Source organism: Paenibacillus sp. J5C2022 (assembly GCF_025567625.1).
GTDB lineage: Bacteria > Bacillota > Bacilli > Paenibacillales > Paenibacillaceae > Pristimantibacillus.
The window spans coordinates 84,901-111,897 of record NZ_JAOQJC010000002.1; the positions used below are offsets into that span (position 1 = coordinate 84,901).

Annotated in this window: 20 protein-coding genes and 1 pseudogene; 18 read left to right on the top strand and 3 right to left on the bottom strand. The window is 54.6% G+C overall.

Annotation, left to right across the window (positions count from 1 at the left end; all coding sequences use genetic code 11):
- Window positions 1-71: 71 nt before the first annotated feature.
- The 14 genes and pseudogenes from M6D81_RS02175 (at window position 72) to M6D81_RS02245 (ending at window position 16,039) form a co-directional block, all read left to right on the top strand.
- Window positions 72-971, top strand: a complete 900-nt coding sequence (locus M6D81_RS02175) for an AraC family transcriptional regulator (RefSeq protein ID WP_262675165.1) — start codon at window positions 72-74, stop codon at window positions 969-971.
- Window positions 972-1,217: 246 nt separating this feature from the next.
- On the top strand, window positions 1,218-2,174 hold the full coding sequence (locus tag M6D81_RS02180; protein ID WP_317259085.1) for an aldo/keto reductase: 957 nt from the start codon (window positions 1,218-1,220) through the stop codon (window positions 2,172-2,174).
- A gap of 41 nt (window positions 2,175-2,215) precedes the next feature.
- Entirely contained in the window at window positions 2,216-2,590 is a 375-nt protein-coding gene (locus M6D81_RS02185) for a cupin domain-containing protein (protein ID WP_262675167.1), read from the top strand.
- Complete coding sequence (locus M6D81_RS02190; RefSeq protein WP_262675168.1) at window positions 2,587-4,368, top strand: glycoside hydrolase family 36 protein; 1,782 nt, start codon at window positions 2,587-2,589, stop codon at window positions 4,366-4,368. Before M6D81_RS02185 ends, M6D81_RS02190 begins: the two co-directional genes overlap by 4 nt.
- Before the next feature lie 69 nt (window positions 4,369-4,437).
- On the top strand, window positions 4,438-5,343 hold the full coding sequence (locus tag M6D81_RS02195) for an ABC transporter permease (RefSeq protein ID WP_262675368.1): 906 nt from the start codon (window positions 4,438-4,440) through the stop codon (window positions 5,341-5,343).
- Window positions 5,344-5,382: 39 nt separating this feature from the next.
- Window positions 5,383-6,252 (top strand): carbohydrate ABC transporter permease, encoded by an 870-nt coding sequence (locus M6D81_RS02200; protein WP_262675169.1) that lies wholly within the window; start codon window positions 5,383-5,385, stop codon window positions 6,250-6,252.
- Between the two features lie 151 nt (window positions 6,253-6,403).
- Complete coding sequence (locus M6D81_RS02205; RefSeq protein ID WP_262675170.1) at window positions 6,404-8,002, top strand: extracellular solute-binding protein; 1,599 nt, start codon at window positions 6,404-6,406, stop codon at window positions 8,000-8,002.
- A 444-nt stretch (window positions 8,003-8,446) separates the two neighbouring features.
- Window positions 8,447-9,868, top strand: a pseudogene (gene ltrA / locus M6D81_RS31760) (group II intron reverse transcriptase/maturase).
- 194 nt (window positions 9,869-10,062) lie between these two features.
- On the top strand, window positions 10,063-10,221 hold the full coding sequence (locus M6D81_RS02220; protein ID WP_317259086.1) for an alpha-galactosidase: 159 nt from the start codon (window positions 10,063-10,065) through the stop codon (window positions 10,219-10,221).
- A 17-nt stretch (window positions 10,222-10,238) separates the two neighbouring features.
- Complete coding sequence (locus M6D81_RS02225) at window positions 10,239-11,441, top strand: glucuronate isomerase (protein ID WP_262675171.1); 1,203 nt, start codon at window positions 10,239-10,241, stop codon at window positions 11,439-11,441.
- 96 nt (window positions 11,442-11,537) lie between these two features.
- Window positions 11,538-12,557: a glycoside hydrolase family protein gene (locus tag M6D81_RS02230; protein ID WP_262675172.1), complete on the top strand. Its 1,020-nt coding sequence runs from the start codon at window positions 11,538-11,540 to the stop codon at window positions 12,555-12,557.
- Window positions 12,558-12,572: 15 nt separating this feature from the next.
- The gene (locus M6D81_RS02235; protein WP_262675173.1) at window positions 12,573-13,550 is read left to right on the top strand and encodes a Gfo/Idh/MocA family protein; all 978 of its coding nucleotides are present in this window, start codon (window positions 12,573-12,575) and stop codon (window positions 13,548-13,550) included.
- Between the two features lie 29 nt (window positions 13,551-13,579).
- Window positions 13,580-15,712 carry a glycoside hydrolase family 31 protein gene (locus M6D81_RS02240; RefSeq protein WP_262675174.1) on the top strand — a complete coding sequence of 711 codons (2,133 nt, stop codon included), beginning with the start codon at window positions 13,580-13,582 and terminating at the stop codon, window positions 15,710-15,712.
- A gap of 108 nt (window positions 15,713-15,820) precedes the next feature.
- Entirely contained in the window at window positions 15,821-16,039 is a 219-nt protein-coding gene (locus M6D81_RS02245) for a hypothetical protein (RefSeq protein WP_262675175.1), read from the top strand.
- A 20-nt stretch (window positions 16,040-16,059) separates the two neighbouring features.
- Here the strand turns inward: M6D81_RS02245 and M6D81_RS02250 are convergent, their stop codons facing one another.
- Window positions 16,060-17,073 carry a LacI family DNA-binding transcriptional regulator gene (locus tag M6D81_RS02250; protein WP_262675176.1) on the bottom strand — a complete coding sequence of 338 codons (1,014 nt, stop codon included), beginning with the start codon at window positions 17,071-17,073 and terminating at the stop codon, window positions 16,060-16,062.
- A gap of 150 nt (window positions 17,074-17,223) precedes the next feature.
- Between M6D81_RS02250 and M6D81_RS02255 the strand changes: the two genes are divergently transcribed.
- The 4 genes from M6D81_RS02255 (at window position 17,224) to M6D81_RS02270 (ending at window position 23,586) form a co-directional block, all read left to right on the top strand.
- The gene (locus M6D81_RS02255) at window positions 17,224-19,005 is read left to right on the top strand and encodes an L-fucose isomerase (protein ID WP_410795684.1); all 1,782 of its coding nucleotides are present in this window, start codon (window positions 17,224-17,226) and stop codon (window positions 19,003-19,005) included.
- Between the two features lie 50 nt (window positions 19,006-19,055).
- The gene (locus M6D81_RS02260; protein WP_262675178.1) at window positions 19,056-19,715 is read left to right on the top strand and encodes a class II aldolase/adducin family protein; all 660 of its coding nucleotides are present in this window, start codon (window positions 19,056-19,058) and stop codon (window positions 19,713-19,715) included.
- Between the two features lie 29 nt (window positions 19,716-19,744).
- Window positions 19,745-20,182, top strand: coding sequence for an RbsD/FucU family protein (locus M6D81_RS02265; RefSeq protein WP_262675179.1), 438 nt, complete (start codon window positions 19,745-19,747; stop codon window positions 20,180-20,182).
- A gap of 266 nt (window positions 20,183-20,448) precedes the next feature.
- Entirely contained in the window at window positions 20,449-23,586 is a 3,138-nt protein-coding gene (locus M6D81_RS02270; protein ID WP_262675180.1) for a discoidin domain-containing protein, read from the top strand.
- 76 nt (window positions 23,587-23,662) lie between these two features.
- Here the strand turns inward: M6D81_RS02270 and M6D81_RS02275 are convergent, their stop codons facing one another.
- Window positions 23,663-25,252 (bottom strand): extracellular solute-binding protein, encoded by a 1,590-nt coding sequence (locus tag M6D81_RS02275; protein ID WP_262675181.1) that lies wholly within the window; start codon window positions 25,250-25,252, stop codon window positions 23,663-23,665.
- A gap of 106 nt (window positions 25,253-25,358) precedes the next feature.
- Window positions 25,359-26,942, bottom strand: coding sequence for a type 2 periplasmic-binding domain-containing protein (locus M6D81_RS02280; protein WP_262675370.1), 1,584 nt, complete (start codon window positions 26,940-26,942; stop codon window positions 25,359-25,361).
- Window positions 26,943-26,997: the final 55 nt, after the last annotated feature.

Consider the following 26,997-nt stretch of genomic DNA (forward strand, 5'->3'; position numbering starts at 1 on the left):
GAAGTGGTTGTATGGAGTTTTGTTGCATGATAGAGTTGGGGATAGAGAAGGGGAAGGCAGGAGGGGCGCATGTGGACACACATTACCATTTTTCCATATCGATGAATAAATCCCCGTTGAAGGAAGAGATTTCGGTGCTGTTCAGCGGGGAGGGGCGGCCTATGGAGGGCCACTATATCGGGCCGGCGGTACACGATTTCTATCTGATTCATCTTGTGCTGGAAGGCGAGGGCACGTTCGAGACGCTGGGGGAAAGCTACCGGCTGGGGAAGGGGGACGTATTCGTCATCTTCCCGGACATTCTTGTCAAGTATGAAGCCGATATGCAATATCCATGGAGCTATGTGTGGGTGGCATTCTCGGGCGGGCTTGCGGATGCGGCATTGTCGGAGCTCGGGATTACTCCGGATTGCACTGTGATCAGAAGCGACAGGACAACGCGATTGCGCCGGTTGTTCCGCATGCTCAGGAAGAGCCTGGACCGCAATTCGCTGCCGTCGTTAGGCAATGCGGAGTCGGCCGGCTGGCTCAGGCTGCTGCTGTATGAGTTGGGCATGGGGATGCAGCGGCGACAGTCGGAGCATGGAGGGGAAAGCTCCATGAACGGTGACGGGGAAGACGCCGATGTGCTTCACCAGCCTTCGTACAGCCGAATCGATCAGGCGGTCAGGCTGATGAACTTGCAATACGCTCACCAGCTTACGATTGAAGGGATAGCCGCGACGCTGGGATATCACCGCTCCCATCTGACGAAGCTGTTCAAGCTGGCGACAGGCCTGTCTCCGGCCCAATATTTATTCAAGGTAAGAATGAAGAAGGCGGAGCGGCTGCTGGAGGGCGATCTGACGATCGCGCAAGTGGCGGCATCCGTCGGATTCGGCGATCCGCTCTTCTTCTCGAAGCAATTCCGCAGATGGAGCGGCAGGTCGCCGACGGCATTCCGGAAGGAGCGGCAGCCTTCGTCCGAATAATTCGCCAGTCATCCATAATGGCCTTTGCAATCCTCATTAATAATATTATCCCGATCTTGTGAGCCTATTGGCCCACGAGATCGGGATTTTTCATTTTCGTAAAAAAAGACAACCTGACTGAAGTTACGCCATACCGCCAAATTGCCGCAATCCGTATACTTGCATCATATAGTTATGGACTTACTAATAAAAATCGGGGTGAAAAGTATGGAGCCTTACTTGGCGGATGTAAGCAGATATGAAAGGATGAGCTACCGTCGCTGCGGCAATAGCGGACTTAAGCTGCCGGCGATATCACTGGGCCTGTGGCACAACTTCGGAGGGAACGATTCCAGGGAGAACGGGAGAAATATGCTGCGCCGGGCGTTCGATCTGGGCATAACCCACTTCGATCTGGCGAATAACTACGGACCGCCTCCCGGATCTGCGGAGGAGATGTTCGGTCAGCTGTGGAGGCAGGATTTCCAGGCTTACCGGGACGAGATGGTCGTCGCGACTAAGGCGGGCTACGGAATGTGGCCTGGACCGTACGGCGAATTCGGCTCGCGCAAGAGCATGCTGTCCAGTCTCGATCAGAGTCTGAAGCGTATGAAGATGGAATACGTCGATATTTTCTATTCCCACCGCTTCGACAAGGAGACTCCGCTGGAAGAGACGATGTCGGCGCTGGATCAGGCAGTAAGGCAAGGCAAGGCGCTGTACGTCGGAATATCCAACTATGGACCGGAACAGGCGCGGGAGGCGATCGCCATTCTTCGCAGTCTCGGCACGCCGTGCCTCATTCATCAATCGCATTATTCCATGTACGAGCGCAGATTGGAACAAGGTCTGCAGGAAGTGCTTCTAGAGGAAGGAGTTGGAACCATCGCCTACAGCCCTCTTGCCAGAGGACTGCTGACGGATCGTTACCTGAAAGGCATCCCCGCGGATTCCAGAGCGGCCGGCGGGAGCGTATTCCTGAAGCGGGAGGATGTAACCGAGGCGAAGGTGGAGAAGTCGCGCAAGCTGAATGCGCTTGCGGCGGAGAGAGGCCAGACGCTGGCTCAGATGGCCGTCGCCTGGGTATTGAGGCAAGGCCGCGTGACATCCGCGCTCATTGGGGTTAGCCGTGCGGAGCAAATCGATGATATCGCCGGATTTCTGAAGCAATCCGAGTTTAGCGATGAGGAGTTGGACCTGATTGAGCAGATTTTGGCCGGCTGACGACAGTCAGGTCCGATACAACGGACAAAGGAGGGAAGCACTTGCTAAGAGGCAGCATATACGAGTTGAAGGATGGGGCATTGGAGCATGTATTGGAAGAATGGCTGCCAGGCAAGTATTTGTCGCACGGCGGGTTAGCCTTCGCGAAGCCCGGCGAGCGCAGCCATAGCCATGACGGCCCTGGGGGGCGGGATTATCATACGCACAAGGATTGCGAAGCGTTCGTCATTCTGCAAGGCAGAGGACTGATGGAAGTGGATGGCGGGATGCACGCTGTAAAGCCGGGCGACATTATCGTGATCGAACCCGGCGAGGACCATCATCTCATCTCCGACGAACGCGACCCGATCGTTACATTATGGCTCCATGCAGGGGAACATCGGCACAGAAACCAGTTAGCAGGAGGAATATCATGACGTTTATATCTACCGGAACGCACCGGTTCACGCTGAGCGGGGTGGACGAGCGGTTCCGCATCCAGGTTGTAACGGAAAAGGAGGGGGACGGCGTCGACTTGATCCACATCATGCTGGATGCGAAGGAGGCGACGGTGCCTGCGCCGCTCACGATCAGCTGGGAGCATCCGGCCGACGACATCGGGGCCAGCTGGCATCCCGCCGCGGATCGCAACAAGAGCTTCAAGGCCGACTGGATGCGGGAGTACCGTTCCAACGCCGCGACGTCGGCGCCTGTGCATTCACTGTTCAGCGCGAACGGCAGCAATCGGTTGACGTTCGCGTATTCCGACGCTCTTCATACCGTTCATTACAGAGGAGCGATCCGGGAAGAGTCGGCCATGTTCCAGCTGCACGTGCGTCTGTTCCAGGAACAGACCGCGCCGCTTGACCATTATGTCGCCACGCTGCGCATGGATACGAGAGATATCCCCTATTACGATTGCTTGACGGATGCGAGCGACTGGTGGAGCCGCATGGCGGAGTACAGACCCGCACATGTGCCGGAGACGGCTCGATCGGCCATGTACTCTACCTGGTACAGCATGCATCAGAATGTGACGGCGGCGGAGGTGGAAGCGGAGTGCCGGCTGGCGAGGCCGCTGGGCATGGAAGCGGTCATCGTCGACGACGGCTGGCAGACTTCGGACAATCAGCGGGGATACGCCTACACCGGCGACTGGCAGCCATGCCCGGAGAAATTCCCGGACATGAGGGAGCATGTCGAAGCGATTCATGCGCTCGGCATGAGAATCATGCTATGGTACGCCGTGCCGTTCGTCGGAAAGCATAGCGAAGCGTGGCATCGGTATAAGGACAAGTTCCTCCGGTATAGCGAAGGTATGGGGGCGGGCGTCGTCGATCCCCGTTATCCGGAGGTGCGGGAATACATTATCGGCACCTACGAGAGAGCGATAACGGATTGGAATCTCGACGGCTTCAAGCTTGACTTCGTCGATCAGTTCTATTCGCCGGATAGAGAGACCCCGTCCGACGCTCCCGGGCGCGATTACGATTCGGTGCCTGCAGCGGTGGACCGCCTGCTGACGGAATGCATCAGCCGATTGAGACAGCTGAAGCCGGATGTGATGATCGAGTTCCGCCAGCCATATATCGGTCCGGCGATGCGCAAGTACGGCAATATGTTCCGGGCTTCGGACTGTCCGAACGACAGCATACAGAACCGTGTGCGGACGCTGGATATCCGGCTGCTGTGCGGCAATACCGCCGCTCATGCGGACATGATGATGTGGCATCCGCAGGAGCCGGCGGAAAGTGCGGCGCTGCAACTGATCAACGCGCTGTTCTCTGTCCCGCAGGTATCCATGAAGCTGGCGGATATGACGGACGGGCATCGCCGCATGACGAAGCACTGGCTGTCGTTCTGGAACGACAACCGGGATCAGCTGCTGGACGGCAAGCTTGCGCCGCTGCATCCGGAATTGCTCTATCCGTGCGTGATTGCAAGCGGGCAAGACCGCGCCGTTATCGTCACTTATTACGATTCGCTGGTGACGCTTCCCGAGCCGTCCTCCTGCAAGGAATGGAGCATTGTGAACGGCCGTCTGGAAGCGGGCGTCTATGCGAGGCTTCAACAGCCGGCGGGCGAGGCCGAAGTAGTCATTCGGGACTGTTACGGCGACGTGGTGCATACGTTCAATCTCATGCTGTCGCAAGGAGCGCATGAACTTCCGATACCGCCATCGGGCAGCGCTCGCATCTGCCTGAGGCAATCCTAGAAGAAGGGAGGAATTCTAATGGCATCCAGATCGGCATCACCTAACGATCAGCAGTATACATTCAATTCGATGGGACAGCGACTGAAGTTCATGCGCAAGTATTGGCCGCTTTATGTCTTATCGATACCGGGCATTCTGTACTTCGCATTGTTCCGATACATTCCGTTGCTCGGCTCCGTCATCGCGTTTCAGGATTACAACATTTTCAAGGGGATGTGGGATAGTCCCTGGGTAGGGCTGTATCATTTTCAGCGCATGTTCCAATATTCCGATTTCTTGTTAATTCTGAAAAATACGGTGCTGATCGGCGTATACGATCTCGTATTCGCCTTTCCGGTGCCCATTATACTGGCCTTGCTGTTGAATGAGCTGCGGCTCGTCGTATACAAACGGATTATTCAGACCGTCGTCTATATGCCGCATTTCCTGTCATGGATCATCGTCGGCGGGTTCGTTGTAGGCGTGCTGTCGCCCTCCACCGGCATCGTGAATAAGCTGATCGGCCTGTTCGGCTTCGAACCGATCTATTTCCTTGGCGAGGAATCTTACATCCGAACGATTCTGGTCGGTTCCGGCATCTGGAAGGACAGCGGATGGGGGACGATAATCTATCTCGCGGCGATCGCCAGCATCAATCCCGATCTGTACGAAGCGGCGGAGATTGACGGAGCCAACCGGTTCCGGCAGATTATATCGATTACAATCCCGTGCATCCTGCCGACGATCGTCATATTGTTCCTGCTTCAGATCGGAAATTTTCTGGATTTCGGCTTCGAGCGCGTATTCGTCTTCCTGAATCCGCTGAATAATCAGAATGGAGAGATTATCGACACCTATGTGTACAGAGCCGGTCTCGTTGAACGCCAATACAGCTTCACTACCGCCATCGGCTTGTTCAAATCGGTCGTCGGGCTGCTTCTCATTGTCATAGCCAATCGATTCAGCAAGAAGGTATCGGGTGAAGGGCTGTACTAGCTCTGCCAACCGATACGGTGAAAACGGAGGGAATTACCGATGATTATTTCGAGAGGACAGAAGCTGTTCAACCTGTTCAACGTTGTCTTCCTAGGAGCGATCAGCTTGACGATGGTGCTGCCGCTCATTCATATCGTGGCGCAATCGTTCAGCAACAACGTGGCGATCGTCTCGGGGGATGTCGCCTTCTGGCCGGTGAACTTCACGACGGGCAGCTATGAGCTTATTCTGGGCGATCCTTCCATATGGAAGAGCTTCCGGAACAGTCTGATCGTGACGGTATTCGGAACGCTGCTCAATCTGCTTATGACATCCATGCTGGCTTATCCGCTCGCGCGGCCGGAATACCTGTTCAGGAAAGGCGTGCTTATCTTCGTCCTGTTCACCTTAATATTCAGCGCGCCGCTCATCCCGAATTACTTGCTTATCCGAAGCCTGGGACTGCTGGATACGCTATGGGCGATTACGCTTCCGATGGCGATCAGCGCCTTCAATATGTTCATTATGCGCTCCTTCTTCATGAATTTGCCCAGCGAGCTGCTGGATTCCGCGAAGATGGACGGGTGCGGCGAGCTGATGGCGTTCTGGCGTATCGTGCTGCCGTTGTCCAAGCCTGTTATGGCCACGATGGCGATCATCTATGGCGTTGCCCATTGGAACCGGTACGGAGACGCCGTCTATTACATTAGCGACCGGGAATGGATTCCGCTGCAGGTGAGATTGAGAGAGATTGTATTCGCTGATCAGCTCGGCCAGGCAGATATAACGTCCGAGTTTTTTACAGAGCTGTCGCCGGAGGGCATCAAGATGGCGGTTATCGTCGTCGCTACCGTTCCGATTATGATGGTGTACCCGTTTCTGCAGAAGTATTTTATTAAAGGGATGCTAGTCGGTTCAATTAAATCCTAATAGTGTCATAATTATCGTTCTTTTATTGTTTAATGCAGTGAAAAAACGACAAGGGACAATAAAAAATGACATACATTATTATTAATGGAAAAATTATAATGTACTTGTAACAAGCAAACGTTTTCACCAAAATACGAAAGAGGGGTAAACCATGAAGAAGCTGACAGGAATCGGTCTATCGGTGGCAATGATTGCGGGATTGCTTGCGGGCTGTGCGGGCAATGACAAAAACAATACACCAAAAGAAAATCAGAAGCCCGCAAACAATGAACAAAAAAACAATACGGGTGAGCAGGAGGCAAAAGGGCCGACGAAATTCTCGATCGTATATCCTACGACCGTAAGCTCGGGCTATCATACGAGAGTGCCGAATCTGAGCGAGACGAAGTGGGTAACGGAGCTGGAGAAGCGGACGAATACGGAACTGCAGGTTAGTGTACTGGAAGATACGAAATACGGCGTCATGTTCGCCAGCAATGACATTCCGGATGTCGTAGGCGCTATAGGAGGTCCCGGCGACAAGGCGATGGCCGGATCGGTGGAGAGCGGCGTATTCATGCCGCTGGATGATCTGCTTAAGGAGCATGGGCCCAACTTGCTGGCGCAAGTACCGGAGAATGTATGGGATATTGTCCGGGTAGACGGCAAGATTTACGGGTTGCCGGAATTTTTAAGCAATCCTTCCCGCCGTGCCACATTTATCCGTACGGACTTGCTGGAGCAGACGGGACTGCAGCCGCCGAAGACGATTGACGAGTTCCTGGACGTCCTTCGCGCATTCAAGGAGATGGGCGTTAAGGAACCTTATCAAATGCGTGAAAATTTCAAATATTCAGACCTTGTCTTCGGTGCGTTCGACGTGCTGCCGTATAAAGATCAGTTCGAAGTGGTCGACGGCAAAATCCAGCCTAAATTTTTCGACTCCGAGAACATGATGAAGGCGCTGGAAACGATGAAGACGATGTATCAGGAAGGGCTGATCTCTAAAGAGTTCGCAACGATCTCGTCAACGGACTTCGGCAACAGTCTGGAAGCGGGCAACGCGGGCATCTGGTCGCATAACGCCACTTCGCTGATGAGCTATCGCACCTCTGTCGCCCGTGCGGTGCCGGAAGCGCAGATCGATCTCATTCCTTCGCCGGTCGGTTCTGAAGGCAAGGGCGGTTACTTCTACTATCCGCCGCTCATCCGTTCCTTCTATATTAACAGCAAGGTGGATCAGGATACGGCTGTCAACATCATCAAGTTCTTCGATTGGATGCTGACTGACGAAGCTGCTACGTTCTTCTCGTTCGGCATCGAAGGCGATACGTACACGAAAGATGCGAACGGCAATATTGTATACGAGAAGCCGACGGATAAGGAAGGGCAAGAAGAAGCGTCGTTCCGCAACACGCTATGGGGCGTGCGCGATGCGAAGCTGAACAAGTTGGAAGTCATGATGGACCCGAGCGGTCCCGACGTCTTGAAGGCGTTCGACGAGCTGCTGCCGTTCGAAGGGCTTCCGGGCATCGGCTTCTATCCGGAGCTGGACGCTTACAACAAGTATCCCGATCTGACGCCACGCGGAGACCAGGGCTCGAAGCTGATCGTCGACCATATGGTTCGCATGATCTATGGCAAGGAAGATATTGCGGATTGGCCGAAGGTTATCGAGGAGTATCTGGCCAAAGGCGGCAAGGAAATTCTGGAGCAAGCGAATGAGAGATGGAACAGCAAGCAAGGCGTCGTTAACATTACAACGGAATAAGACGAATGCAATCCCCCTCTGCGGAGGGGGATTCATGTCAGTGTGCCACGCATGGCGATTAACTAGGTGGTGAAAGTCCACTGTGGGGGTCTGTAGTTACCAACCACTAGTCAATGGCAAGGGTGTCCATCGCGAGGTGGAATCTGAAGGAAGCCGGAGGCAAAATTCCGACCCGAGGAACACGAACATCATCAGGCATATGACATGGGATGAGCTTGCTGAACAAAGCAAAGTCCAATAACTACACGGACATGTCAGTGTAAATGATGCGGGTACATGGAAGGAAAGTGAATCGTCTTACCGTGGGAGGTCTCATGGACGTGAGGAGATATATATTCGAATCACGGTTGAAACAAGATTTATCATGAGAAGTCAGCAGAAGCCATAGTACCCGATGTAGTCGACGACACGGGGAAGGGCCGAACCCTTAGGAGGTGTTAGTCAATGAATGTTACCAAGACAGGAGCGAAGGGCAGCCAACTTCCAGCGGAAGGCTCACCGCAAAAGAATAGTGCGGAACACAAAGGATATGCGGGAGTGCACAATCCTGTAAGGATAACTAAAAGAGACAACACCAACGCAAGCTTGTTGAAGAGTGGACTTCTTGAGCAGATTGTCAGCAGAGATAATCTGAACCATGCGTTCAAGAGAGTCAAAGCAAACAAAGGTTCACACGGAATCGATGGGATGGGAGTAGATGAACTTCTACAATATCTCAAAGAGAACGGAGAAGCACTCAAGCAATCCATTCTGGACGGTAAATATCGTCCGAACCCCGTTCGCAGGGTAGAAATACCGAAAGAAGACGGGAAGAAGAAAAGAAATCTAGGAATCCCGACTGTAGTGGATCGAGTAATCCAGCAGGCAATCGCCCAGGTACTCACGCCGATCTACGAGAAGCAATTCTCAGAGAACAGCTTCGGGTTTCGACCCAAGCGGAGTGCACACGATGCCATTAGGAGAAGTCAAAGCAACATAGAGGAAGGGCACAAATATGTAGTGGACATGGACTTAGAGAAATACTTCGACACAGTGAACCAAAGTAAACTCGTCGAAGTATTATCGAGAACCATCAAGGATGGACGAGTCATCTCACTCATACACAAATACCTAAAAGCTGGGGTTATCGTAAAACATCGGTTTGAGGAAACCGAAGTCGGCGTACCGCAGGGCGGCAACCTAAGTCCAATACTTAGTAACATCATGCTAAATTAGTTGGACAAGGAACTGGAAAGCAGAGGACACAAATTTGTCCGCTATGCGGATGATCTGCTCATCTTCTGCAAGAGCAGAAGGAGCGCAGAGCGTACACTGACAAATATCCTTCCGTTTATTGAGAAGAAACTATTCCTTAAGGTTAATCGGGAGAAAACCGTTGTGGACGATGTGAGAAGAGTTAAATTTCTAGGTTTCTCATTCTACTCATACAAGGGTCAAACGAGAGTAAGAATTCATCCGAAATCCATCGCGAAGATGAGAAACAAGATCAGAGAGCTTACTTCAAGAAGCAACGGAATGGGAAATGAAGCCAGAGCCGTGAAACTTAGACGCTATATCACGGGCTGGGTCAACTATTTCAAACTTGCCGACATGAAGAAACTACTTCAAATCACGGATGAATGGATGAGAAGGCGAATCCGCATGATCTACTGGAAACAATGGAAACGAGTGAGGACGAGACTTGACAGACTACAATCCCTCGGTATCCAGAAACAGAAGGCATGGGAATACGCCAACACTAGAAAGAGCTATTGGAGAACCTCCAATAGCCCAATCCTCTCTAAGTCCCTCGATAACAAAACCATCAAAGGTTTAGGATTCCTATTCTTTTCAGACTACTATCGACAAGTCACTGCACATTCCTAATGGAACCGCCGTGTACCGAACGGTATGCACGGTGGTGTGGGAGGTCGGCTACTCAACTAATGGGTAGCCTCCTACCCGATTCATGGCGAGTTGAAGGAGACAGGGACGATGACGATCAGTTATGACAGAGAGACACGGATATTTCATTTGCAAGGGAAACGATGCAGTTATGTGATGCAGCTGGTGGGCGCCGGATGACTCCGATCAGTATGAGAGGGCATGCGGCCATGTCCGGCAATTTCGGCTACGAGCTGGATTTGACGCTGCTTGCGGCGGAGGATAAAGCTGCTATATCTGCTCAGATCGCGCTCTACAAGCAACTGCGTATGCTGGTGCAGAGCTGCAAGTCTTAGCGATGGGAGAGAAGAGAATGAGGAGAACGGAACACACGGAAGCCAGAAATGCCTTTATGAGTAAAGTGATGGAGCTGCCGGTGCTGGATACGCACACGCATCTGATTGGCGATTCGCTTGCTGCGCGCGATTTCTGGCAGATCGCCCATTACTTCTGGCTGCTGCGCGAGCTGCAGGCGGGAGGTTACCCCGCCGATGCGGAGAAGCTGCCGCTTGATGAGCGTATCGAAGCGTTCGTCGCGGCATATGACGAGACGAGAACGACGCTTATGAATATCGCGTTCACTCGGATAATGAGCGAGTTGTACGGAGTTGCGATCCACGATGGGGATTCCGTCAGGAGGGCGATTGCGGTTGTAGAAGCCGCGCAAGCGGATGCCGGCTGGGCGCAGACGGTGGCCGATCGAATGGCGATACGCCGTTCGGTCGTCAATTATCCGCAGCACGGACCGTTCCAGGGGATGAGGGAGGATGCCGTCGTCATGCCCCGAATTGATGGCGAGATGGGGAAGTGGTTAGCCGCCGTGGAGGCTTCGGAAGATCCGGGAGGGATATATCGGGAGACGGTGTCCGTCATCGATCGCTTGCTTCGCGAATATGCCGATCGGGGATATCCCGGCGTGATGACGACGTTGCCGCATTACGGGGTGTCGGCCAAGGAACGAAGAACGGTCGGCCCCGGCAGCAGCCGGGATGTAGTCATGATGGAGTTCTTGCACGAAGTATGCGCCGCAGCCGAGCGGCATGGACTGCTCGTGCAATTGTTCCTCGGCGTGGAGCGTTCCTGGTGCGGAGAGGCGACGCCAGTCAACGACCCGCAGCGCATATTGAAGCTTCTGCCGTTATTCGAAGTGTACAGCTGTCCGTTCGAGCTTGTGCTCGCTTCGGAGCTGAACAATCTGGACGCCGTACAGGCGGCATGGAATTTCCCCAATGTGCATATCGGCGGGATGTGGTGGTTCAACTTCCGCGCAAGCACGTACAAGGATAGCATGCAGTACAGATTGGAGGCACTGCCGGCAAGCAAATGCTCGCTTGTCGTATCCGATGCGCGCTGCATCGAATGGAGCTACGGGAAGATATGGCTCATTAAACGGCTGGCCGCCGATTTTCTGTGGGAGCGCTTAACACAAGGGTGGATTGATGAAGGGACCGCGCTTCGCACAGCGGAGCAGTGGCTCTACGGCAGCGCTATGAAGCGGTACCACTTGATCCGATGACTCGTCATGAAATGCAAGCAAGTGTTGACATCCGGCATGTGCGCTGATACGTTAAGGTTATCGATAACATTAATCGTACATAATGGAGGGATACTCATGAGAAGGGGATTATTGATGGAATCCATGTGCGAAGCTCCCATCAGCGGAGGCTTCCGGATGGAGGGATACTGGGTCTGGTGCGGCTCGGTCGTCAAGGGGGAGGACGGGCGCTTCCATATGTTCGCCTCCCGCTGGCCGAAGAGCCTGCCCATGCATCCCGGCTGGCTGGTCGCATCCGAGATTGTGCGGGCGACGGCGGATACGCCCGAGGGGCCTTATGAGTTCCAAGAGGTCGTGCTGCCTGCCCGAGGGGCGGAATACTGGGATGGAAGAAGTACGCATAATCCGCATATTGTCAAGCATGGCAGCCATTATTTGCTCTATTATATGGGCTCGACTCATCCGTTCGGAGATCCCGCCACGGACATCGGGCTGGATGATCCCCATACGATCGTGGCACGGGCCAACAAGCGAATCGGCCTTGCGGTAGCGGACAGCGTGTTCGGACCATGGAAGAGGATGGACGAGCCTCTCTTGCCTACCCGGCCGGGGAAGTACGACAGCTTCCTGACGTCCAATCCGGCTCCTTGCGTGAAGGAGGACGGTTCGGTGCTGCTCATCTACAAGGCCAGAAGATACGAAGGGCATCAGCATGGCAAGATGACGATCGGAGCAGCGGTTGCCGATCACTGGAGTGGTCCTTATCGGGTCATCTCCGACGAGCCGATATTTTTGCCGGACTCCTTTCATATTGAAGACCCTTACATATGGCATACCGCAGAGGGGTATGAGCTGATTGCGAAAGATATGGACGGTACGTTATGCGGCGAGAAGCATGGCGGCATCCACGCCTTATCCCGGGACGGCCTGCATTGGGAGCTGTCGAGTGCGCCGCACGCTTACTCCCGGACGATCAGCTGGGACGATGGTACCGTAAGGACGATGGGCAGTCTGGAGAGGCCTTTCCTGCTGTTCCAGGACGGCAAGCCGACCCATCTGTTCGCCGCTACCGCAGACGGACCGGGAGGCTTCGATAGAGCCGAACGCACATGGAATATGGTCATCCCATTGGCCTGACGAGGAGGAAGAGGAATGAAAGCGATTCTGGTCGGGCTTGGCAGCGCAGGATTCGGTTGGTACAAGCGACTGCGGGACCGCGGCATGCTGCATGCGGTCGTGGAAAGTCATGAGGCAATGAAGGAGAAAATGGGGAACGATCCTTATCCGTTCTATACCTCTCTCGAGGTGGCGCTGAGGCACGAAGCGGAAGCGGCGGATTTCCTGGTTAATGTGACGACGCCTTCGGCGCATTCGGCGGTTAATCATGCCGCATTCGATTACAAGCTGCCGGTATTATGCGAGAAGCCGATTTCTTTTGACTTTGCGGAAAGCGTGGAGATCGTTGACAGGGCGAAGCGGGAGAATATCCCGTTCATGATTGCAGAGAACTACCGTCACTTTCCTTATGTGCGCAAATTAAAGGCACTTATCCAGTCCGGAGCGATCGGCGAGCTCTCCACAGTCGAGATCGCTTTCCATCGCTTCCATCAGGTGAAGCGGAACTACGCCGTCCGTATATTGGACGATATCGGCGTACATCACTTCGATATGCTCCGCTACTTGACAGGCAGGGAAGGAGTAGCGGTGCAAGCCAGACTCTACGACCCCATTGCGGGGTGGCAGGAGGAAGGGGCTTCGCTTCAATGCTACGCCACGATAGAGCTGGAAGGCGGCATAACCGCAAGCTATACCGCATCGATCGCGTCCAGAGGGCCGGCTACGGGATGGAGTGGGAACTGGCGTGTCGAAGGAACGGAAGGGGCGCTGCTGTTAAGGGACGGAGAGATTGCGCTGTACCGGGGACAAGATGCCACCGTGATTGACGATTATAGCGATATTCGGCAGCGGGATACGCTTGACGAATTCCTCTCCTCCTTGCACGAAGGCCGCGAGGCGGAGACAAGCGGTGCCGATTATCTGAAGACGCAAGCGCTCGTTCATTGCGCCAATGCGTCCAGCGTGTCATGCAGCCGATTGCAAGTCCGGCTGCACGGCAAGGACGAGGCATGACAAGCCAGTAGAAAATAGGGGGAAGCAGCATGACAACTATTCAATGGGAAGAAGCAGCCCCGGGAGTATGGAGAAGCACGATTGGACATCCGCAGACGCTTAGTCCGCTTGCATTCATGGGGGCGGAGCCGCGAAGGGAACAGCTGCGGACGATGCCGCACTCGGAGGTCCCCGGACTGATGGACAATATCGGAGCGGAACGATTGCCATGCGGCGGATATATGCTTGAGCTTCCATTGGAAGAGCAAGAGAAGCTGTACGGTACGGGCTTGCAATTCATGCGCATGAATCAGCGGGGAAAGACCCGCTATATGAGGGTGAACAGCGATCCCAAGCAGGATACCGGCGAGACGCATGCCCCTGTGCCGTTCTATGCCAGCGACAAGGGTTACGGTCTGCTCGTCGATACGTCGCATATTGTCACGATGTTCCTGGGCTCAACAATGAAGCAGGAGCATACGCGGACCGAGGATGTGCGCGACCGGAATCGCGACAAGGGGTGGCGGGCCACACTGCCTTCATCCCGAATCGAGATTAAGTTGCCGGCCGAAGGAGCGCATCTGTATCTGTTCGGCGGGCCGGCGCTCGCCGACGTCATATGCCGTTACAACCTGTATTGCGGAGGCGGCGCATTGCCTCCGCGATGGGGATTGGGCTTCTGGCACAGGGTGCCGACTCTGTACAGGGATGAAGAGGTGATGGAAGAAGCGCTGGAATTCAGAAGAAGGGAGTTCCCGTGCGATGTGATCGGGCTGGAGCCGGGCTGGCACAGCCGCAGCTATCCCGTCACATACGAGTGGGACGGCGAGCGGTTCCCGCAGCCGGAAGCTTTCATTCGCGAGATGAAGGAGAATGGCTTCCGCATTAATCTGTGGGAGCATCCTTACGTTGCACCGGAAGGCGAGCTGTACGAGAAGCTGTCGTCGCTTTCCGGCAATTATTCCGTCTGGGGAGGGCTTGCTCCCGACTATGTCATGCCGGAAGCAAGAACGCACTATATGAAGCAGCACGAGAAGAGGCATGTTGCCCTCGGCGTGTCGGGCTACAAACATGACGAGTGCGACGGCAGCGAGTTGACGAACAATTCCTGGATGTTCCCGGCCCATGCGCGATTCCCGTCGGGCTTGAACGGCGAGACGGTGAGACAGCTGTACGGGCTCATGTTCCAGAAGATGGGAGACGAGCTATTCCGCAAGGCTAACCGGCGAACGTATGGACTGGTGCGCGCTTCCAATGCAGCCGCTTCGCCGATGCCGTACGTGCTCTATTCCGATCTGTACGATCATAAGCAGTTCATCCGGGCGCTCTGCAATGCTTCGTTCAGCGGATTGCTGTGGACGCCGGAGGTGCGCCGCGCGCAGAATGCGGAGGATTGGATTCGCCGAATGCAGACGGTCTGCTTCTCGCCGCTGGCCATGCTCAATGCGTGGGGCGATGGAACGAAGCCATGGTCGTTCCCGGAGGCGGAACCTGTCATCCGGCATTATATTCAATTGCGAATGAGGCTGCTTCCTTACTTGTATACCGCATTCGCACAATATAGGGAGACGGGGCTGCCTCCGTTCCGCGCAATGCCGCTTGTCATGTCGGAGGAAGAGAGGGCCGCTGCGGAGAAGCGGCATGCTATGAAGGAAGTGAGCGTGCTGAATACGACGGATGCGGCTTACGGCCGAAGCGCGGTGAATGCGTGGGACGATCAGTATATGGTAGGCGACGACCTGCTCATCGCGCCGCTTGTCGCAGGAGAGAGCGAGCGGAAGGTGCTGTTGCCGTCCGGTTCCTGGCTAGAGCTAGAGACGGGCGAACGGCATGAGGGACGGGCGGTCGTTCAAGTGCGCCCCGGTCTGGAGAGACTCCCGATCTACGTGCGCGAAGGAGCGGTTATTCCCATGATGCCTGCCTTGTCTCATGTGCCGGCGTCAGGGGAGAAGGTTCCGTTGACGTTCGTCCACTTCGGCAGCAAGCCCGGGCAATGTCTCATCTACGATGACGACGGAGAATCCTTCGATTATGAGAGCGGGAATTGCAAGTGGCGGAAAGTAGTCGTCGAGATGCGGGAGGACGGAAGCTTCCAGGGCGAGTTGGAGGACGGCAATACGCCGTTCCACAGCTATAGCGGCGTACAATGGCAGCTGGGACAGACTGTTCTTGCGAAGGATTAGCGACGAGTTGCTCTTGGGTGCCGCCGGTCAAAAATAAATGCAGACAAAGTCTCCCGCATCCGTTCCGGGCATACACTGTTAGAAATGCGTGCGGGAGGAGATGGCATTATGAATGTCAGAGATATGATCAAGTCGGTATCGATCGGGTTCTTAATCGGAGTGTTCGCCATTGCCTTGCTGCCCTTTCTGCTCATATTCAGCATTGCGGAAATATACGGCGCAATCGAACTGTACAGCGGATACAGCGTGACCGAGAACGTACCGTTGCTTCTCTTCGCTGTCCACAGACGTGGCAAGAAGAAGCAGGAGCGCGAAGAAGAGCAGTAGCTCCCGACTGTAGCGAATGCTCAGTTCAGCGGGCGGACGGAACGGCGAACGAGAAGCTCTGCCGGCAAGACGATCTTCTTCCACGGCAGCTTCTCGTCGCGTTGTCCGATTCGCTCGATCAGCATCTCCATTCCCATATAACCGAATTGATAGGCTTGTTGGGCCGCGACGGTGAGGAACGGCTCCACTTCTGTGTGCGGACCGAGATCGTCGAAGCAGACAATCGATATATCCTCCGGCACCCGCATATTCCTTCGTGTCAGCAGTCGCATCACTTCGATGGCGAGCACATTGTTGCCGGACAGAATGGCCGTAGGCATGGGGGCGAGACTGTCCAGCCAGCGGTCCATGTCGGACAAGTCGTTCAGTGAACCGAAGCTAGTCTCATAGATATCGTCTTCGGAGAACGGGAGCTCATTCAGCTTCATGCCTTCCTTGAACCCCTGCAGCCTCAGTCGGGCACTGGAGATGGAGGAAGAGCCGTTCACGATCGCGATTCGCCGATGCCCCGCCGCCGCCAGATGATCGACGAGCTGTCGGGCACCCTCCTTGCTGTCTCCCAGCACGATGTCGCATTGAATGCCCGGCACTTCGCGGTCCAGCAGGACGAACGGCACGTTGTGGCGCTGCAGCGACTCCAGATGGGGCAAGGAGGGATCGCCCGCAGGGGCAAGCAGCACGCCGTCCACCCGCGTCGTCAGAATCGTCGTCACATAATCCGCTTCCTTCTCCAGATTTTCATCGCTGTTGCCGAACAGCAGCCGGTAACCATGCTTCATCGCCGCATCCTCGGCGCCGCGAGCCAGAGTCGTATAGAACGGATTCATAATATCCGTAATGAGCAGGAACAAGAGCTTTGTCTGCTGAAGCACGAGACTGCGCGCCGTCTGATTGGGCACATAATTCATTTCCTCCATGACCCGCTTCACTTTCGCCCTCGTTTTATCGCTGATTTTCCCAGTGTTATTGATAACTCTGGATACTGTCATTGCCGATACGTTGGCTTTCGCGGCAATATCATAGATCGTAACCATTTCTAGCGCCCCTTATCCCGTACATTCCATTATTCATGATTTCTATCATACAAAAAAGTAAGCGTTGACATCAACTATTTTAGCTGTTACTTTAAGGTTATCGGTAACATAACTACAATTATTCGGTATGGAGGGATACACATGACTGAGATGAATGTACGCTTTAAAGCGGGATTTCCCAAAATAGGAATTCGCCCGACGATTGACGGCAGACGGAAAGGCGTCAGGGAATCGCTGGAGGAGCAGACGATGAATATGGCTCTGGCGACGGCGAAGCTGCTCTCCGACAATCTTCGCTATCCGAACGGCGAGCCGGTGGAATGCGTCATTGCGGATACGTGCATCGGCGGGGTGGCGGAAGCGGCAGCCTGTGCGGACAAGTTCGCCAAATCCGGAGTAGGCGTCTCTATTACGGTAACGCCTTGCTGGTGCTACGGCACAGAGACGATGGATATGGACCCGTCCGTTCCGAAAGCGGTATGGGGCTTCAACGGAACGGAGCGCCCCGGCGCCGTCTATCTCGCCGCTGTGCTTGCGGGCTACGCGCAGAAGGGCTTGCCGGCATTCGGCATATACGGCGAGCACGTGCAGGACGCAGGCGACACGTCGATTCCGGACGACGTGCGCGAGAAGCTGCTCGGCTTCGCAAGAGCGGGCTTGGCGGTAGCCATCATGAAGGGCAAGTCGTATCTGTCCATGGGCTCCGTATCCATGGGGATCGCCGGTTCCATCGTGAACGACGCTTTCTTCCAGGAGTATCTCGGCATGAGAACGGAATATGTGGATATGACGGAATTCGTCCGCCGTATGGATGAAGGCATCTACGACGACGAGGAATTCAAGCGGGCTCTGTCGTGGGTGAAGGAGAACTGTGTGGAGGGAGCAGACAACAACCCTGCAGACATCCAGACATCGCGGGAGCAGAAGGACAAGGATTGGGAGACGGTCGTCAAGATGACACAGATCGCCCGCGATCTAATGGTCGGCAACCCTCGTCTGGCGGAGCTGGGCTACGGCGAGGAAGCGATGGGACACGACGCGATCGTATCCGGCTTCCAGGGACAGCGCCAATGGACGGATCACTTCCCTAACGGCGACTTCCTGGAAGCGATGCTGAATTCCTCCTTCGACTGGAACGGCATCCGCGCGCCGTATATGGTAGCGACAGAGAATGACAGCCTGAACGGAGCTGTTATGCTATTCGGCTATCTGTTGACGAACACGGCGCAAATCTTCGCGGACGTGCGCACATACTGGAGTCCTGAATCTGTAGAGCGCGTAACCGGCCATCGGCTTGCGGGCGAAGCGTCCGGCGGATTGCTTCATCTGATCAACTCCGGGCCGGCGACACTCGACGGAACGGGCGAGCAGACGATAGACGGGAAGCCTGCGATGAAGCCGTTCTGGGAGATTAGCGAAGAGGAAGCGCAGAAGTGTCTGCATGCGACCTCGTGGCGTCCGGCATCCGTAGAATACTTCCGCGGCGGCGGCTTCTCTTCCGACTACTTGACGCGGGGCGGCATGCCGATGACGATGTCCCGCATCAATCTCGTGAAGGGCGTAGGTCCCGTACTGCAGATTGCGGAAGGTTATTCCGTGGACTTGCCGCAAGACGTGCACGACATTCTGGACAAGCGCACGGATTCCACTTGGCCGACTACATGGTTCGCACCGACATTGACGGGAAGCGGAGCTTTCACTTCCGTCTACGATGTAATGGACAATTGGGGCGCGAATCACGGTTCCATCAGCTACGGGCACATCGGCGGAGACCTCATTACGCTGGCCGCAATGCTTCGCATTCCGGTCAATATGCACAACGTGCCGGAGGAGCGGGTATACCGTCCACGCGCCTGGGGACTGTTCGGCACGGCCGATCCGGAAGGCGCGGATTATCGCGCATGCACCAACTTCGGTCCGCTGTACAAGTAATATGACAAGAAGCAGGCATCGTTCTTAATTACGGATATGGAGGTTATAACATGAGCAGCGCGGCGATTCGAGAGGAGCTGTGCAAGTATGCACGCAAGACAGTGGAGAACAGACTGGTAGTAGGCCCGGGAGGCAATATCAGCGCGCGGCACGAAGGCAAGATGTACTTGTCTCCCAGCGGCTTCGCGCTGGATGAAGTAAGTCCCGAGCAATGGGTGGAAGTGGACATTGCAAGCGGCGAGATTGCGGACATCGGCTATCGTCCGTCATCGGAGGTGCTGATGCATCTGTACGCTTATCGCGCCAATCCCGATATCGGCGCCATCGTGCATACGCATCCGCCTTACTGCATCGCCTTCACCCTGGTGGAGCAGGAGCTGCCCATCATGTTCCCGGATCAGGCGGCGCTGGTGGGCAAGACGCTGTACGTTCCATATGTGCTTCCGACGACGGAGGAGCTTGCGAACGCCTATGTAGAGGTAGTCAATCAAGCGAGCACCGTACTGCTTGGCAATCATGGGCTGGTCACAACCGGCCGCAATCTTCGCGAGGCATACTACCGGACGGAGGTTGTGGAGGAGAGCGCCAAAATTTATCTCATCGCGAAAGCGATCCGGGAGCCAAAGGCGCTGACGAAGGAAGAATTCGAGGAAATCGCTTCACTGGAGAGTGAAGCCTATCGTATACAACTGCTGCAAAAAATGAAGTAGTCATTCTGAGATGAGAGGATGTGGCCAACATGCTGATCGGCATTCCTTCCATTCTCCCGCCGGAGCTCCTCAAGGTGCTCATGGAGATGGGGCATAGCGATGAGATTGTGCTGGCAGACGGCAACTTTCCGGCTGCGAGCCATGCGCAGAGAATTATCCGCTGCGATGGACACGGCATTCCGGAGCTGCTGGATGCCATATTGCAGCTATTCCCGCTGGATCAATATGTAGAGCGGCCGGCAGGATTGATGGCGGTTATGCCCGGCGACAAGACGGAGACTCCGATCTGGGAGGAATACGCGGATATTGTCCGGAAGCGCGCCGGGCTGAGCGATCCGTTCCAGCAGATTGAACGGTTCGCCTTCTATGAGCGGGCGAAGAAGGCCTACGCGATCATCGCGACCGGCGAAGGCGCTTTGTACGCCAATCTCATCTTGAAGAAAGGTGTCGTCAAGCCCGCTCCGTAAGCGGGCGAATCGCATGCAATGCCGTCATTCGCGGCTTACAGCTCGCTTGAGTTGACATACTCGCATGACAATAGGACTGTTCCGCAAGTGCACCTTGCGGGACAGTCCTTTGCGCGTTTAACGGCCCACGACAGTGTTATTTCTCAAAAAAACACACTGGTATCGTAACTGTTTACATTCCTTGCAGCGCTTTCAACCGCAATAATGAATGAATAAGACAAGTATGCTGTTCACCGCAGCAACGCCAATGACAAAGGAGGAAAAGAATGACTAGAATGATGAAACGCCTGTTCTTGACGGGAAGTGCCGTTCTTCTGCTGGCGCTGCTCATCCCTGCGATCGGCTATGCGTATTCCGTGTCCGAGATCGCATCGGACGGGCCGGATACCGGGAAGGGCGCATATGCGCTGTTCCAGGAGAAGCTGGGCCCGTCTCCTGTCGATGGGCCGGGATCGACCCATATTCATGAGGATGCGGACGATGTAATCGGCAATCACTTTGTGTTCCACATTGAAGAAGGAGAGGCGATGGACGGCTGCTGTACAGACCGTCAGCGTCTGGAGTTGAAAGGATACGGGTCGTCACCGCTCGTAACGAAAGCGCTGCCAGGGCAGACGTTTACCTACAATTGGTACTTTAAAGTGAACGAAGAGGAATTCACGATGTCACCCGGCGGCGCGTTCAACCATATTTTTCAATTGAAGATGGTTGGCGGAGATGCGGGAGCGCCTGTGCTGACCTATACGCTATCCGACGGCAAGCTGCTGTTCCGACACAGCCCCATCGGCGCCACGATGGATGAAGTGGAAGTGCTGGCGGAGGCGAATTGGAGCGATGTGACGGACAAGTGGGTGTATGCTTCCATTACGGTGGACAATACCGATGAGCGCAATGAGGATGGCAGCTTCAAGGGAGGCGCTATCTCGATGAGTCTGCGTAATCTGGACGGCTCCGTCATTATGGAATGGAGCGGCGAGCGCGAGACTTGGCGCGAGGGCGGCGAGTTCAACAGGCCGAAGTGGGGCATCTACCGCAAAGTATTCCCGGATATCGGTCCGGCCACGATTCGCTTCGCCAACTTCGAAATCATCAATCATAGCGTAGAGTCAGGCGAATCGCATACAGTCGCAAGCTCGGGCAATACGCACATCGAAGCGGAGACGTTCAGCGATCGCAATGGCCATTTCTTCAAGCAGTCTTGTCCGGAATGTTCCGGAGGTGCATATATGGAAGTTCCGGAAGGCTGGGAGGATGAGGGCGTAAGCGAGTATTTGGGCTACCGCATTGACAATGCATCGAGCGGACAGACTGCCTATGTGCACGTATACGGACAAGCAGAGTCGGACACCGGAAGCAGACTGTCGGCAAGCCTGGAAGCGGACAACCCGGACGCTTATCACGAGGTTGCTTTGCCGGTGGACGAGTGGGGCTGGGCAACCGCCGAGATCGAACTATACTCAGGCGACAATATGCTTTACCTGATGCAGGAAGGCTCCGGGATTAAGCTGGATAAAATCGCGGTAAGCATTAGCGAGACGCCTCCGGCAGTCGCCATCGTCCCCAGGCTGGACACATTGACGGTGAACGGTCAGCCGCTTGCCGGCTTCGATCCCAACGTTCATGAGTATGTGTACAAGCTGCCGTTCCAGCCGATGCTTGACGTTCCAGCGATTGGGGCAATGTCCGCATCCGGCGATGTAAGCGTGGAGCAGCCGGCAGAATGGTTCGGCGAAGGCTTCATTACGGTATCCAACCCGCTGGAGCCGAGTCTGGACGTCACTTACCGGATTGGCTTTACCGGATTCCCGTATCCCGAATCGCTGCCGGAGCCGTTCGACATGTACGACATCACCGCTGTCAGCGCTACTGCGGCTCACGGCTCCGGGCCGGCATCAGGCAGCATCGACCGCGACCGCAATACGAAGTGGACGGTAGGCGGTACGGAGCAGTCGATCACTTTCGATCTGGGCGAAGTGAAAGAAGTGAACAGAGTGCTGATCGCTTACCACAATCCCAATGCGTTTATATTCCAGCTTGACGTATCCGAAGACGGAGAGACGTGGACTCGCGTCATGGCGGATACCGTGGCTGCTCCCGATCAGATCCAAATCCCGCAATTGTTCTCATTCGTGGATATAGACGCCAGATACATACGGTACAATGCGTTGGCGAATACGAACAACAATTGGACGGATGTGACAGAGTTTTTCGTTGGAAGAGGTCCGACAGACCCGGATGCGGAATTACCCGAGCAGCCTATCGATCCACCGAAGCTGGGCGCCATTACCATCGATGGACAGCCATTGACCGATTTCCATGCAGATACGCTCGAATACGTCTATGAGTGGCCGTTAGACACATCGGACGTACCTGTCGTGGAGGCGTCCGGAGAGCATGCCATTGAAGTGATCCAGAGCGACGGGCTCTATGGAACGGCGACGATCAATGTGACGCATAAGGATCATGCCGATATCACATCTACGTATTCTATCGTGTTCAGAGGGCTTGCGTTGAGGCCAGGTACCACAGTGCCGGAGAATACAACACTGTATCCCGTGCAAGAGGTGACTTACAGCAGCCAGCACGGCAGCCATCCCGCTTCCAATGCGGTAGACGGCAAAAGCATGACGAGATGGGCGGTTAGCGTCACGAACAGCCCGCATTGGTCCGTCTACGATTTGGGAGAGGTGAAGCCTGTTAGCTATATACTGGCTTCTCATATGAACGCCCACAACCGCAATATGCACTTTAAGCTGGAGCTGTCGGTGGACGGTGAGCAATGGACGACTGTCTTCGATGGAGACAGCACGATGCTGGCGAACGATCCCGATACGATTCCGAACGAAGGCGAAGGACTCGAGCTGTTCGCCTTCAAACAGAACGAAGCCCGTTACGTTCGTTATACTGGCAACGGAGCAACAACGGACACAGGCGATCGGGACAACTGGCATAATTTGATCGAGATTCTGATAGGAGGAGGAACGCCGCCGCAATCTTCGGGGGACGGGAAGATTAGAACGTTCGGAATAATCCGGGATGCGGATGCGTTGGCGGCAGGCGGATTTACGGCTAACAAGCTGCGTTTGCAAGGCAGCATGTTCACAGACGATGCCGGGCAGCTTGACGGATTCATGACAATGTACGACGTCCCGAGTGGCGATTACATCTCTATGGATATAGCGACCTCCGAGCTGCTGAAGCTGACTGAGCAGGAAGCGGTCGTACAAGGCATTGCATACGATAAGGAATGCTTGATCTATACAGTTCGCTTAACCTTCAAGCCGGCTTTGGGTGGAGGTCAGGTATCGATCCGGATCTGGGAGGGCGATGTTGCCGGGGGAGATGCCATGGCAACCTTGGACGACGCTGCTTTATATGGATTAATCAGTATCGAATTGGAGTGAGAATATAGCTGCAAGAAAGGGGCTTCCCCATATCATATTTGACCAAGGGACGCCCTTTCTTCATTTCATTCATCGATTAACGGGTCAATTCAATCACGCCGTCGTTGTTGAAGTAGCGCTCCGTCGCTTCCGCAATAATCTCGTCGCCTCCCCGGTCCCTGTATTCCTCCAGCACTTCGGGCCATTCTTCTATCGGCCGGACGCCGTAGATCATCTGGACCATATTGTCCACGATGAAGGAGGGACCGACATCCTGCTGAGGCGCAAGCGTCGGGTACTTCATGAATGCGGGCAACTCGGGGTAGAAGCCGATTCCGCCTAATCCTTCCTTGCGGAGAGTATGGTCCATAGCGTGAATGATTTCTTGACCGTATTTCATGGTTGCGATCTTGTCCCGATTGATTGCAGAGTCTGTAATGAGCCATAACGTTCCGGAGCGCCACACTTCCTCGTCTTGCTCCTCCAGCGTGACGGGTGCTCCGTAATAATCGATAGACCCGTCCCGGTCGACCGAATAGGTTTCTCCTTCAATGCCGAACGTATAGAACATGGACGCTTCACGGGAAGTCGCCTGCCATTCCAGAAACTTCAGAATCGCAATCACGCGTTCCGGCTCCACCTTATTATTCACGTAATAGGAGGTGAGCACGGGCGTATACAGCAAGTAGCCGCCCGTATGCTTCGGGCCCTTCGGTGAAGGAATGATGCCGACCGAGGCATCCGGCACAGCTTGCTGGATCGTAGTTGCGAAGGTATTTAACGAAATGGCATTGTGCGACCACATCGCAGCTTCGCCGCTATTAATCGTCTTGAAGAAGTGGGATGCGGTGATCGTTGCAAAGTCTCTGGCGATTAATCCTTCGTCATACATCGTCTTCATCGTGCGCAGCGCTTGCTGCATCGCTTCGATCTTGAAAAACTTAGGAACGACTTCATCTCCGATGACGGTAAACTGGTCCTTATAGGGGAGAACGTCGTATGCTCCGAACACAAGATCGGCATACTTGAAGTTCTCCCTCATGGCATATGGCGCGGCTACACCAAGCTTCTTGAACGCCCGCAGCATGGCTACGAACTCCTCGACGGTCTGCGGAGGCGACAATCCGGTCTGCTGCAGCAAGTCCTTCCGTATGTAGGTTGCTCTGCGCGAAGGATTGCTTAGATAAGACGGGACGCCGAATATTTCTCCATTCATCGATACGGCCTTCCATGCCGCTTCCGGTATCAGCTCCATTAATTTCGGCGTATGCGTCTTCAGCAGCTGCGATAGCGGATGAAAAACGCCGGCCTCGACTGAACCGGACATAGCGGGAGTGGAGGGCGTGCCGTAGACGCCTACGACATCCGGAATTTGTCCGCTTGCGAACAGCAGAGGCAGCTTATCTTGTTCGGTCACTTGCACATGCATGCGTACGCCAAAGTGATCGTAAAGCTTGTCGAGCCATTTCTCGTGCTGCAAATCCACTTTCGAGCTGTAGCCGCCGCTCTTCGTAGTTGGCAATGAGATCGTGAATGCCAGCGGCTTCTGCAATAGCCAGTTCGATGCATGCTGAGGGGGATTCGCAGGAGCGGGCGAGCCGCTCTGGGACTTCTTGTCCCACCACGAGCAGCCGGACATGACAATAATGTAGATGCATATAAACAATATATTGCGTCTCCATTTCATGAAGCGATTCCTCCCTATTTACTCTGTTCATAGCTGTAAAGAATAACGATGATGGGCATGCAAGAGCCGGCAGTCGTGAATGCGTCACGGACTGCCGGCTGCGTCTTCATGGACGTAATCGTTGTTCCTGCAGATGAATAGTGCCTTCCTCGTTAAAATAGCGCGTCGTAGCTTCTTGTATAATCTCGTCGCCGCCTCTTGCGCGGTATTCCTCCAGCACCTTCGGCCAATCGGCAATCGGTCTTGCCCCGTACACCATCTGCACCATATTATCGATTATGAATGACGGACCTACATCCTGCTGCGGGAATGCCAGCTCCGGATAAGCGGTTATCGTCTCGAGCTCGGGATAGAAGCCGATTCCTCCCCTGCCTTCATGCTGCAGGATGGAATCGAACGCTTGCATAATCTGGCGTCCGTCCTCTGTCGTCTCATACAGCAGACGGTTCATCGTCATATCGCGGACGGCCCACAGCACGCCGCTGCGCCAGCTTTCTTCCTGCCAACCCGACCTCGTCTTGGGAGCGCCATAATAATCGATGCTGCCGTCATCATTGACGGCATAGGTCTCGCCTTCCACACCGAAAGTATAGAACAGCTGCGCTTCCTCGGATAGCGCTTGCCATTCAAAAAACTTCAATATGGCGATAACCCGCTCTTCCTCAACGTTTTTATTAATATAGAAGGAAGTGACGACAGGAGAATAGTAGAAATAGCCGCCTTCGCCGTCGGGCCCGATGGGGGAAGGAATAATCCGCACTTCGGCGGCTGGCTCGACTTGGCGAATATTGTTCGAGAACCCGGTAAGAGCTACCGCATTTTGCGACCATATGGCGGCATTGCCGCTCTCTATATTATTGAAGAAATCCGATGCGGTAAGCGTCGCGAAATCTTTCGCAATAAGGCCTTCGTCGTACATGTCCTTCAGCGTCTGCAATGCCTGCATCATTTTGTCCGTCTGAAAAAACTTTGGGACGACTTCGCCGTCTATGACCGTGAATTGATCCCGATAGGGAAGTACGTCGAAAGCGCCCAGCACGATGTCCGCATATTTGAAGTTTTCGCGCATGGCGTAAGGATGCTGAACGCCGATTGTTTTGAACGCCCGCAGCACATCGACGAATTCCTCAATCGTTCTGGGTACTTCCTTACCGGTCTTCTTCAGCAAATCCATCCGTATAAAGGTGGCTCTTCGGGACGGATTGCTGAGGAAGCCAGGCAGCCCGTATATTTCTCCGTTCAGCGTCACAGCATCCCAGGCCGCTTCAGGCACGTAATGGTACAGGTCGGGCACATGCTCCTTGAGCAGCTGTGTCAAAGGCTGGAACAATCCCGCTTCGACAGAGCCCGACATGGACGGGTTGGACGGCGTTCCGATTGCGCCGACCACGTCCGGAAGCGAGCCTCCCGCGAACATATGTCCCATTTTGACATCCTCTACAACTCGCGTATCCATATAAACGTTAAACAGCTCTTCCTGTTTCTTTATCCATTTTTCGTTCTGCAAGTCTACACGAGACGGGTAGCCGCTGGCAATCGTAGTGGGATAAGAGATGGAAAAGCGCAACATGTTGTCTGTATTCGTCTTGTCTGCGGCTGTCGAACCTTTGTCCGCTTTCCCGGCGCCAGCCATATTGACCGAGCAACCCAGCACGGTGAAAGCGAGCAGAAGGAGAAAGGATAGCCACACCTTTTTCAATTTATCCCCTTCTTTCTATACATATATATTGTTAATTGTACTATCG

Excerpts from the sequence above, each read along its gene's own strand:
- M6D81_RS02260 (WP_262675178.1), top strand. The coding sequence starts at position 19,056 with ATGAGCAGCGCGGCGATTCGAGAGGAGCTGTGCAAGTATGCACGCAAG.
- M6D81_RS02200 (WP_262675169.1), top strand. The coding sequence starts at position 5,383 with ATGATTATTTCGAGAGGACAGAAGCTGTTCAACCTGTTCAACGTTGTC.
- M6D81_RS02195 (WP_262675368.1), top strand. The coding sequence starts at position 4,438 with ATGGGACAGCGACTGAAGTTCATGCGCAAGTATTGGCCGCTTTATGTC.
- M6D81_RS02255 (WP_410795684.1), top strand. The coding sequence starts at position 17,224 with ATGAATGTACGCTTTAAAGCGGGATTTCCCAAAATAGGAATTCGCCCG.
- M6D81_RS02190 (WP_262675168.1), top strand. The coding sequence starts at position 2,587 with ATGACGTTTATATCTACCGGAACGCACCGGTTCACGCTGAGCGGGGTG.
- M6D81_RS02265 (WP_262675179.1), top strand. The coding sequence starts at position 19,745 with ATGCTGATCGGCATTCCTTCCATTCTCCCGCCGGAGCTCCTCAAGGTG.
- M6D81_RS02270 (WP_262675180.1), top strand. The coding sequence starts at position 20,449 with ATGACTAGAATGATGAAACGCCTGTTCTTGACGGGAAGTGCCGTTCTT.
- M6D81_RS02180 (WP_317259085.1), top strand. The coding sequence starts at position 1,218 with ATGAGCTACCGTCGCTGCGGCAATAGCGGACTTAAGCTGCCGGCGATA.
- M6D81_RS02225 (WP_262675171.1), top strand. The coding sequence starts at position 10,239 with ATGAGGAGAACGGAACACACGGAAGCCAGAAATGCCTTTATGAGTAAA.
- M6D81_RS02275 (WP_262675181.1), bottom strand. The coding sequence starts at position 25,252 with ATGAAATGGAGACGCAATATATTGTTTATATGCATCTACATTATTGTC.
- M6D81_RS02220 (WP_317259086.1), top strand. The coding sequence starts at position 10,063 with ATGACTCCGATCAGTATGAGAGGGCATGCGGCCATGTCCGGCAATTTC.
- M6D81_RS02230 (WP_262675172.1), top strand. The coding sequence starts at position 11,538 with ATGAGAAGGGGATTATTGATGGAATCCATGTGCGAAGCTCCCATCAGC.
- M6D81_RS02240 (WP_262675174.1), top strand. The coding sequence starts at position 13,580 with ATGACAACTATTCAATGGGAAGAAGCAGCCCCGGGAGTATGGAGAAGC.
- M6D81_RS02235 (WP_262675173.1), top strand. The coding sequence starts at position 12,573 with ATGAAAGCGATTCTGGTCGGGCTTGGCAGCGCAGGATTCGGTTGGTAC.
- M6D81_RS02205 (WP_262675170.1), top strand. The coding sequence starts at position 6,404 with ATGAAGAAGCTGACAGGAATCGGTCTATCGGTGGCAATGATTGCGGGA.
- M6D81_RS02245 (WP_262675175.1), top strand. The coding sequence starts at position 15,821 with ATGAATGTCAGAGATATGATCAAGTCGGTATCGATCGGGTTCTTAATC.
- M6D81_RS02250 (WP_262675176.1), bottom strand. The coding sequence starts at position 17,073 with ATGGTTACGATCTATGATATTGCCGCGAAAGCCAACGTATCGGCAATG.